The sequence below is a fragment of the Amycolatopsis sp. lyj-84 genome (assembly GCF_046549075.1).
GTDB lineage: Bacteria > Actinomycetota > Actinomycetes > Mycobacteriales > Pseudonocardiaceae > Amycolatopsis.
The window spans coordinates 1-10176 of record NZ_JAJPWO010000032.1; the positions used below are offsets into that span (position 1 = coordinate 1).

At 68.3% G+C, this 10176-nt stretch carries 8 protein-coding genes; 7 read left to right on the top strand and 1 reads right to left on the bottom strand.

Annotated features, from left to right (window positions below; genetic code table 11):
• Nucleotides 1-260 precede the first annotated feature (260 nt).
• Nucleotides 261-1190, bottom strand: a complete 930-nt coding sequence (locus ACLJRM_RS44125) for a LysR family transcriptional regulator (RefSeq protein WP_101610173.1) — start codon at nucleotides 1188-1190, stop codon at nucleotides 261-263.
• Between the two features lie 120 nt (nucleotides 1191-1310).
• Here ACLJRM_RS44125 and dnaE point away from each other — a divergent pair, with 120 nt between their 5' ends.
• The 7 genes from dnaE (at nucleotide 1311) to ACLJRM_RS44160 (ending at nucleotide 9911) form a co-directional block, all read left to right on the top strand.
• A complete protein-coding gene (dnaE, locus tag ACLJRM_RS44130) occupies nucleotides 1311-4823 on the top strand; it encodes a DNA polymerase III subunit alpha (protein ID WP_410666441.1) in 3513 nt (1170 codons plus the stop codon).
• 30 nt (nucleotides 4824-4853) lie between these two features.
• Nucleotides 4854-5618 carry an aminotransferase class IV family protein gene (locus ACLJRM_RS44135; RefSeq protein ID WP_410666442.1) on the top strand — a complete coding sequence of 255 codons (765 nt, stop codon included), beginning with the start codon at nucleotides 4854-4856 and terminating at the stop codon, nucleotides 5616-5618.
• 14 nt (nucleotides 5619-5632) lie between these two features.
• Nucleotides 5633-6220 (top strand): short chain dehydrogenase, encoded by a 588-nt coding sequence (locus ACLJRM_RS44140; RefSeq protein WP_410666443.1) that lies wholly within the window; start codon nucleotides 5633-5635, stop codon nucleotides 6218-6220.
• Nucleotides 6221-6295: 75 nt separating this feature from the next.
• Nucleotides 6296-7423 carry an aminotransferase class V-fold PLP-dependent enzyme gene (locus ACLJRM_RS44145; protein ID WP_410666444.1) on the top strand — a complete coding sequence of 376 codons (1128 nt, stop codon included), beginning with the start codon at nucleotides 6296-6298 and terminating at the stop codon, nucleotides 7421-7423.
• A gap of 23 nt (nucleotides 7424-7446) precedes the next feature.
• On the top strand, nucleotides 7447-8472 hold the full coding sequence (locus ACLJRM_RS44150) for a methyltransferase (RefSeq protein WP_410666445.1): 1026 nt from the start codon (nucleotides 7447-7449) through the stop codon (nucleotides 8470-8472).
• Between the two features lie 33 nt (nucleotides 8473-8505).
• Complete coding sequence (locus tag ACLJRM_RS44155) at nucleotides 8506-9315, top strand: metalloregulator ArsR/SmtB family transcription factor (RefSeq protein ID WP_101610167.1); 810 nt, start codon at nucleotides 8506-8508, stop codon at nucleotides 9313-9315.
• Nucleotides 9312-9911: a dihydrofolate reductase family protein gene (locus tag ACLJRM_RS44160; RefSeq protein ID WP_101610166.1), complete on the top strand. Its 600-nt coding sequence runs from the start codon at nucleotides 9312-9314 to the stop codon at nucleotides 9909-9911. The genes ACLJRM_RS44155 and ACLJRM_RS44160 overlap by 4 nt, the downstream gene beginning before the upstream one ends.
• Nucleotides 9912-10176: the final 265 nt, after the last annotated feature.

A 10176-nucleotide genomic window follows, 5' to 3' on the forward strand; every position in this document is an offset into this window, starting at 1 on the left:
AGCGACAGAACGAAGTCACCGACTCGGTACTACTGCATCGCATCGAGCGGGAGCATGGCTGGCCGGAAATCTTCGCAACAGGTGAATCACCACTCACGACTCCGCGATCAGCTTGGACGTCCCTGTCCGATTCTGTTGCCGTTCCGAGGCAACGACCTCGAGGCATTGCCCCCAATGCGGCATTGGGGACACCCAGCGTCCCCAATGCCGCATTGGGGGCATCCGCTGATCCGAAGGCGTCCTTCGCTGAGTGAGGCCCACTAGGAGCTCATCGCCGCCCGGTCCGCCATCGGGAGCCATTGCCGCTCGGCGTCGAAGGGCCGGTAGCCGGACCGGACGTGCTCGATCAGCAGCGGCAGCGTCGGGTGCCGGTTCTCGTGCCGCCACAGCAGCGAGAACGGGTACACCGGCGTCGGGTCGACGAGCGGGATCTGGACGACGTCCGGATGCCAGGGCACGTGCATCTTCGCGCCGACGAAACCCAGGCGGTCCTTCGACTCGCTGAGCACCTCGATGTGGTGCTCCAGCCCGAAGTTCGGGCCGTCGGTGTCGACGAGGACGCCGAACGCCGGGCACAGTTCCTGCCAGAACTCCGCCCATTCGCTGGCCCGCGCGTTGTACGGCATCCAGGCCGTGAGGCCGGCGAGGTCCGCCATCGCGACCCGCCGCCGCCGTGCGAGCGGATGCCGCCGCCCGACCAGCAGGTTCGCCGGTTCCAGATAAGCGGGCGTACGGCCGATCGCGGGGTCCGTCACGGTGTTGACGCGGGCGAAGGCGGCATCGACCGTCTCGGGCAGCATCGACCGGCGCACCGCACCCAATCCCGGCGTGACGAGCTCCAGTTCGTCGTCGTGCTCGGCGTGGAACGCCCGGATCACCTCCATCGTCGCCAGCCGTGTGCCGAGGACGTCGACGCGCAAGGGGCGGCGCCTGCCGTGCAGCCGTTCGACGGCCTGGTCCGCGAGACTGATCAGCGCGCGAGCGTGCTTGAGGAACTCTTCGCCGTCCTCGGTCGGCTCGGCGCCTCCGCGTGTCCGCGACAGCAGCCGCACGCCGAGATCCGCCTCGAGTTTCGCGACCCGCTTGGAGATCGCCTGCTGACTCACCTCCAGCCGGATCGCCGCCTCGCCGAAGTACCGGTCCTCGGCCACCGCGACGAACGCGCGGACCGCGCCCAGGTCCAGCTCCACTGTGCACTCCTTACAACTTCCGGTTGTCGCCCGCCGCGTGTCGCTTGTTGGACAGTGCCTGTGCGCCTTGGGTCCAATCGCCGCGTCGGACCGGAATCGTACAACCGTGGGGAGTGACCGGTGGACTCCTTCGTGCACCTGCACGTTCATACCGAATACTCGATGCTCGACGGCGCGGCCAAGATCGCGCCGCTGTTCGCCGAGGCCCGGCGGCTCGGCATGCCCGCCGTCGGCATGACCGACCACGGCAACATGTACGGCGCCGACGAGTTCTACCGGCAGTCCGTCCTCGCCGGGCTCAAGCCGGTGATCGGCATCGAGGCGTACCTCGCGCCCGAGTCGCGTTTCCACAAGAAACCGGTGTTCTGGGGACGGCGCGGCGACGGCGGCGACGTCTCCGGCGGCGGTGCCTACACGCATATGACCATGCTCGCGGAGAACGCGGCCGGGCTGCGGAACCTGTTCCGGCTGTCCTCTTCGGCCAGCCTGGAGGGCTACTACCGCAAACCCCGGATGGACCGCGAACTCCTCGCCCGGCACCACGAAGGCATCATCGCCACCACCGGCTGCCCGTCCGGCGAGGTGCAGACCAGGCTCCGGCTCGGCCAGCCGGACGAGGCGATCCAGGCGGCTTCGGACTACCGCGACATCTTCGGCGCGGACGACTTCTTCCTGGAACTGATGGACCACGGCCTCCCCATCGAGCGATCCGTGCGGGACGGCTTACTGGACATCGGACGCCGCCTCGATCTGAAACCGTTGGCCACCAACGATTCGCACTACGTCACTCAGGATCAGGCGGCCGCGCACTCCGCGCTGCTGTGCGTCCAGTCCGGCAAGACCCTCGACGATCCCGGCCGGTTCAAGTTCGACGGCGACGGCTACTACCTCAAGTCCGCGGAGGAGATGCGCCGGTATTGGGACGCCGAAGTCCCGGGTGCGGCGGATTCCACCCTCCTCATCGCCGAGCGGATCGAGTCCTACGACGACGTCTATCGCCATCTCGACCGCATGCCGGTCTTCGAGGTGCCCGAAGGACACGACGAGGAATCCTGGCTGCGCAAAGAGGTCGCGGACGGGCTGCGGTGGCGGTTGCCGGGCGGCGTTCCTGACGCCTACGTCGCCCGAGCCGACTTCGAGATCGGCGTGATCGCCGAAAAGGGCTTCCCTGCGTACTTCCTGATCACCGCCGACCTGATGAGGCACGCCCGCGAGGTCGGAATCCGGGTCGGGCCCGGCCGCGGCTCGGCCGCGGGTTCGCTCGTCGCGTACGCGCTCGGCATCACCAACCTGGACCCGATCGACCTCGGCCTGCTCTTCGAGCGGTTCCTCAACCCCGAACGGGTCTCCATGCCGGACATCGACATGGACTTCGACGACCGGCGCCGCGGCGAGATGATTCGTTACGCCACCGACAAGTACGGTGCCGAACACGTCGCGCAGGTGATCACCTTCGGCACCATCAAGACCAAAGCGGCCATCAAGGACTCCGCCCGCGTCCACTATGGACAGAGCGGGTACGCGATCGCGGACCGGATCTCCAAGGCACTTCCGCCGCCGGTCGCGGCGAAGGACATCCCGCTCGCCGGGATCGTCGAGCCGGATCACGAACGGTACGCCGAGGCGGCGGAAGTCCGCGCGCTGCTGGAAGGCGACGGCGAGGCGTCGAAGATCTTCGAGACCGCCAGGGGGCTCGAAGGGCTGATCCGCAACGCCGGTGTGCACGCCTGTGCCGTCATCATGTCGAGTGAACCGCTGCTCGACGCGATCCCGTTGTGGCGGCGGGACGACGGCGCGGTCATCACCGGCTGGGACTATCCGTCGTGCGAGGCCATCGGCCTGTTGAAGATGGACTTCCTCGGCCTGCGCAACCTCACCGTCATCGGCGACGCGCTGGACAACATCAAGGACAACCGCGGCGAGGAGATCGACCTCGACACGCTCGGTGTCGAGGATCCGGCGACCTACGAACTGCTCGCCCGCGGCGACAGCCTCGGCGTCTTCCAGCTCGACGGCGGCGCGATGCGGGATCTGCTGCGCCGCATGGGGCCGACCGGCTTCGGCGACATCATCGCGGTGAACGCGCTGTACCGGCCCGGCCCCATCGCGATGAACACGCACAACAACTACGCGGACCGCAAGAACGGCAGGCAGCCGATCGAGTCGATCCATCCCGAGCTGGCCGGGCCGCTGCGCGAGATCCTGGCCGAGACCCACGGCCTGATCGTGTACCAGGAACAGATCATGCGGATCGCGCGTGACGTCGCCGGCTATTCCATGGGCCGTGCCGACGTGCTGCGCAAGGCGATGGGCAAGAAGAAGAAAGAGGTACTGGAAAGGGAGTTCGAGGGTTTCCGGGACGGCATGGTCGCCAACGGGTTCTCCCTCGAAGCCGTGCAGGCGCTGTGGGACGCGATCCTCCCGTTCGCCGGGTACGCGTTCAACAAGTCCCATGCCGCCGGTTACGGCCTCGTCGGCTACTGGACCGCGTACCTGAAGGCGAACTACCCGGCGGAGTACATGGCGGGCCTGCTGACTTCGGTGGGGGACAACAAGGACAAGTCGGCGGTCTACCTCTCGGAATGCCGTCGGCTGGGGATCAAGGTGCTGCCGCCGGACGTCAACGAATCAGGACTCCGGTTCTCGGCGGTGGGAGACGCGATCCGGTTCGGGCTGGGCGCGGTGCGCAACGTCGGCGCGAACGTCGTCGACTCGATCATCGCGACGCGAAGGGAAAGAGGGAAGTACGCGTCGTTCACCGACTTCCTCGGCAAGTCGGAACTGGTGGCCTGCAACAAACGGGTCATCGAATCCCTGGCCAAGGCGGGCGCGTTCGACTCGCTCGGGCACACGCGGCTCTCGATCCTGCGCGTACACGAGGACGCGGTGGACGCCGTGGTGCCGTTGAAACGCAAGCAGGCGATGGGCCAGTTCGATCTTTTCGGTGCGGGCGAGGAGAGCCAAGAGGACACCTCGCCGCTCGCTCACCTCAGGTTCGATGTCCAGGAGTGGCCGCGCAAGGAACTTCTCGCGCACGAAAGGGAAATGCTCGGTCTGTACGTCTCCGCGCATCCGCTCGACGGGGCGGAACGTCTCCTGCGCAAACACGCGCCGCGCCCGATCGCGGCGATCCTCGACAATCCGCCCAGGGAAGGGGATCTCGTCGTCGCCGGGATCGTCACCTCCTTGGAGCGGCGGGTGAACAAGAAGGGCGAGCCGTGGGCCATCTGCACGATCGAAGATCTGGACGCCGCGCTCGAAGTGCTGTTCTTTCCCAAGGCCTACGCGTTGTTCGTGGCGGATCTGGCCGAGGACAACGCCGTCCGCGTCAGCGGCCGGGTGAACTGGCGTGAGGACAAGATGTCCGTGTTCGGCGGCGGGCTGATGCCGCTCGACCTTTCCGCGGCGGGTGACGAGGAGCCGCCCCTCACCCTGCACGCGACCGCCGAGAAGCTGACCGAGGACGCGGTCCTGGAACTGAAGCAGGCCTTGCTGGCGCACAAGGGGGAAACCCCGGTCCGGGTGAAGCTCGCCGGGAAGTCGTACGCGCTCGACGACTATCCGGTCGCGGTCAGCGCGATGCTGCTCGGCGAGCTGAAGTCCATTCCCGGCATCACGACCGTCCGTGCGTGACTCCCGCGAAACGCGATTACGGTGGGTGGCATGAGTGCTTTCGTGGCGCAGCGGAATGGGCGGACGGCGACCGCCGGGGATCTGGCGCCTCTCGCCTTCGCGGGCTTCGCCCACTTCACGGCCATGCAGGTGCGCGACGGCCGGGTCCGCGGTCTCGACCTGCACCTGGACCGGCTGAGGACCGCGTCCCTGGAGCTGTTCGGCAGTGCGGTCCCCGACGACCGGATCCGCTCGTACCTGCGCACGGCGCTGGAGTCCGGCCCGGCCGACGTCTCCCTGACCGTGACGATCCACCTGCCGGGCGATCTCGAAGTCCTCGTTCGTACCCGGCCTCCGGCGTCCGGTCCCGAAGGCCCGCTGAAGCTGACGGTCGTCGAGCACGAACGCCTGCTGCCGTCGATCAAGCACACCGGTGAGACGGCGAAGACGTACTTCCGGCGTCAGGCCGTGGCCGAAGGGTTCGACGACGCCGCGTTCACGGACCGCCAAGGCAGGCTCAGCGAGGCTACGATCTGGAACCTGGCGTTTTGGGACGGCGATACGGTGGTGTGGCCCGACGCCGGTCTGCTGCGGGGCACCACGATGGACATCCTGCGACGGCGACTGGAAGTGCCACAGCGGGTCCAGGAGGTCACCCTCGCCGATCTGCCGGACCTGGCGGGCGTGGTGGTCATGAACTCGTGGACGCCGGGGATCGCGGTGCACCGGATCGGCGAGACGCCGTTGCCGGCGGCGCCGTCGTTCGTCGCGTCGCTGCACCGGGCGTACGAAACAGAACCCTTCACCCGACCTTGAAAGGAAGAACGCCGATGAAGATCCTCGTGGTCGGTGCCACCGGAACGATCGGGGCCGCGGTCTCCGAAGCCCTCACCGCACGCGGGCACACCGTGCTCGCCGCGTCCCGCTCCGGCGAAGTCGAAGTGGACGTCGAACGGCCCGGCACCCTCGACGCGGTGTTCACCGCCGAACCGGGGATCGAGCACGTCGTGTGCTGCGCGGGGAGCGGCTCGCTCGTCCCCGTAGACGGCGGCACCGACGAAGAGTTCGTCCAAGGGCTGCAGGGAAAACTGCTCGGCCAGGTGTTCCTGGTGCGGCACGCGATCCCGCACCTGCCGGACGGCGGTTCCGTGACGCTGACCGCGGGACGGATCCCGGAGACGTTGCGCGGCAGCGCGTTCGGCGTCTTGACGAACACCGGCCTCGAAGCGTTCGTCGCCGCCGCGGCCCGCGAACTGCCGCGCGGCCTCCGTGTCAACGCCGTCAGCCCCGGCTGGGTGAGCGAAACGCTCGCCGCGCTCGGCGAACCGGATGGAGGCACCCCGGCGGCCGAGGTCGCGCGCAGCTACGTCGAGGCCGTGGAGACCGCGAGCCTCACCGGGAGGACGTTGACGCCGTAAGTGGACACGGTGACCGGTTGTCGGCTAGCTTCGGATCCAACGAAGTGGACACGGTGTTCACTTAGGGAGGGTCCGATGACTCCGCTGCCGCGCGACCAGTTCCCCGCCGTGAACCGCTGGGCCTACCTCAATCACGCCGGGATCTGCCCGCTGCCCACGTCGTCGGTGGAGGCCATGCACCGGCAAGCCGTCGAGGTCTCACTGGACGGCGAGTTCACCTACGCCGCGCACAGTGCGGCGATCGAACGGGCCCGCGCGTCGGCGGCGACGCTGATGGGGGTGCCGTCCCGTGACGTCGCGTTCGTGAAGAACACCAGTACCGGCCTCGGTTTCGTCGCGAACGGCCTCGACTGGTCGCCGGGCGACCGCGTCGTCATCCCGGACTTCGAGTTCCCGTCCACGCTGTATCCGTGGCTCGCGCTCGCCGATCGCGGTGTGGTGGTGGATCGTGTGCGCGGCGGGCTCACCACCGAGGCCTTCGCCGAGGCGATCGCGGCGGGCCCGCCGCCCAAACTCGTGGTGACCAGCTGGGTTCAGTTCGGGCACGGCCGGCAGGTCGATCTCGCCGCGCTGAGCCGGGTGTGCCGGGAGGCGGGCGCGCTCTTCTGTGTCGACGTCATCCAGGGGCTCGGTGTGATTCCGGCCCGGCTGGAGGAGTGGGGCGTCGACTTCGCGATGGCCGACGGGCACAAATGGCTGCTGGGGCCGCAGGGCTGCGGCGTGCTCTATGTGCGGGAGTCCTGTTTGGACCTGCTGCGGCCACTGGAGCCGGGCTGGAACTCCGTTGTCCATCGGGAGGACTGGGACAACCTGGACTACGTGCCGGACGACAGCGCCCGGCGGCTGGAAGGCGGGATGCCGAACGTCGCCGGGATCCTCGCCCTCGGGACCTCGATTGACCTGCTGCTGTCCGTGGGAATCGAAGAGATCTGGTCGCATGTGGACGGTCTCTGCGAACGGGTTCGCGACGGGTTCGCCGAGATCGGCGCGACGGTGCTTTCCGAACGCGCCATCGGGCACCGTTCGGGAATCGTGTCCGTTCGGGTGGACGGACTTCCGATCCCGTTGCTGGCGGAACGGCTCAAGGCGCGGGGGATCGCGTGCTCGGCGAGATCCGGCGGACTCCGGATCTCGCCGCACGGCTACAACACCGAGGACGAAATCGACCGCCTGATCGTCGCGGTGCGGGAGATTTTGGCTTGACCGCCCTGCCACAGTGAATCTTCGTGGCGAACCATGACAACGACAGGAACGAACTCCTCCGACTGGCCGGGCTGGCGACGCCGATGGCATTGCGGGTCGCGGTCACCCTCGGTCTGCCGGACAGGCTGTCCGGCGACGGCGACGGCGACGGCGACGGCGCGGGCGCCGGTGACCTGGCGGCCGAACTCGGCCAGTCCCCGCTAGCGCTCGAACTGCTGCTGGGTCACCTCACCACTCTCGGTGTCCTGGAACGGACATCGAACGGCTACCGCACCACCGACTACGGCGCGAACCTCCGCGCCGATGCGGGGAACGGCCTCGCGGGGCTCCTGGACATGGAGGCCGCCGGCGGGCGAGGCGAACTGGCGTTCATCGAGCTCGCGCACAGCGTCGCCACCGGCCAGGCGGGCTACATCCGCCGCTACGGCAAGGACTTCTGGGCCGATCTCGCCGAACATCCCCGCCTGCGGGAGTCGTTCGACCGGCAGATGACGCAGCGGTTCAGCGCGCAGATCCCGGGGCTCGTCGCCGGTTTCGAGTGGTCCCGCTTCGGCACGATCGTCGACGTCGGCGGCGGCCACGGCAGCCTGCTCGCCGCGATCCTGACGGCCAACCCCTCGGTGCGCGGCCATCTCGTCGACCTCGCGCCCACCGCGGCCGGTGCCGAGAAGGAGTTGCGCGAGCAGGGGCTCGAAGACCGGGTCGAGGTGACCGCGGGCAGTTTCTTCGACCCGCTCCCGCCGGGCGCGGACGCCTATCTGCTGTCCGACATCCTCCACGACTGGGACGACGAGCACGCCCACCGCGTCCTGGCCCGCTGCGCCGAGGCCGTCCGTCCGGGAGGGCGCGTCCTCGTGATCGAGGCCGTCGGCGGACTCGGGGCCCAGACCGAGTGGGACCTGGTCATGCTCGTGCTCTACGGCGGCCGCGAGCGGCGTCTCGACGAGCTTCGTGACCTCGCAGGCGCGCACGGTCTGGTCTTCGACTCCGTGACCACCCTGACCGAGCAGCGCAGCCTGCTGGAGTTCCGGATCCAATATATTCCTTGACAAGAATATTCTTCTGAGTGAATACTTCTGGGCATGGAGCAGATCGCAGCAGCACTGGGAGACGGAGCGAGGTGGCGCATCGTCGAGCTTCTCGCCGAGCGGCCCCGGTCCGTCGGCGAGCTCGCCGAGCTGACCGGCCTGCGGCAACCGCAGACCACCAAGCACCTGCAGACCCTCGCCCGCGCCGGTCTCGTGACGGTCTTCCCGCTCGGGCAGCGTCGCGTCTACGCGGTGGAGGCGGCTCCGCTGAAGGACTTCGGCGGACGGCTGCGGGAGCTGATCGCGACCATCGAGGCGAACGAGGGCGAGCGGGATGTCCTCACGCGCTATCAGGCCGCGATCGGCGCGGACTCCGCGGCCGCGGATCGCGACCGGTGGGCCGACGGACGGGCGTTCTCGTTCGACCGCCTGCTGGCCGCGCCGCGGGACGCCGTCTGGCGGCGGTGGACCGAGCCCGCGCTGCTCGCGGCCTGGTGGGCGCCGCCGTCGATGACCGTCACCGATTGCGTCATCGAGCCGTGGGCGGGCGGACGTGCCGTCCTCGACTACCGCGACGCGGAGGGGCGGTATCGCTCCGCGGGCAAGGTCCACGCCGCGACCGGACTCGAACACCTCGAGTTCGATCTCTCGGTGCTGGACGCCAAGGGGGAGACCTTCTTCACCGGTCACTACGACCTGAAGTTCACCGACGCGCCGGGCGGGACCCGGCTGAGGCTCGACCTGCGCGTCACCGAAACCACCGTCGAGGCCGTCCCGTTCATCGCCGGGATCGAAACCGGCTGGGGCCAGGTACTCGACAACCTCGCCAAGCACCTCACTCAGGAAAAGGACCGAACACCATGACGAACACGACCGGCCGCCGCGTCACCGCGAACATCGCCCTCACCCTCGACGGTCACTACAGCGGCCCCGGCGGCCCCGGTGACATGGGCGCGATCGTCCCGTACGCCACCACCGACGTCGCCCGCGGTCACCTCGCCCGCATTCACGACAAGGCGACGACCGCGGTACTCGGCAGACTGAACGCGGAGGGATTCCTGGGCTTCTGGCCGGCCATCGCCGCCGACGAGAACGCCGACCCACGTGACCGCGCCTACGCGAAATGGCTCACCGACGCGGAGAAGGTGGTCTTCTCCACGACCCTGACCGAAGCGCCCTGGGACCGTGCCCGCGTCGTGAACGCCCCCGTCGCCGACGTCATCGCCGGCCTCAAGGCGAACGGCGAGGGCGACATCCTGGTCAACAGCAGCGCGAGCGTCATCAAGGCCCTGCTCGCGGACGACCTGATCGACCGGCTGTACCTGATGATCTGCCCCGAGATCACCGGCGGCGGACAGCGGCTTTTCGTCGACGGGCTGCCGGCTTCGAAGTGGGCGCTGGCCTATCAGGAGGTCGGGGAGCTGGGGGAGATGGCGGTGGTCTACGACCGAGTGCGCTGACCACCTCGTGAGTGGTAAGGACGGTTCTATTGAGGGGAAGGGCAAACGTGTCGTGTTCGCGGGAGGGTCGTGCCGGACTGAAGGCTCCCTTCGCCGCGTTCGATGCGGTGAAGGGAGCCTTCAGCATCGCGGATCTGGACCGGCCGCACCCTGACTGTCCACACGGGACACATTTAGCCGGGTAAATGTCTGATTGATACCCATATGCACGCTTTGCGGATGGGGTCGTGAGTGGCAAAGAGGGTTCTAACCCTCTTTGCCACTC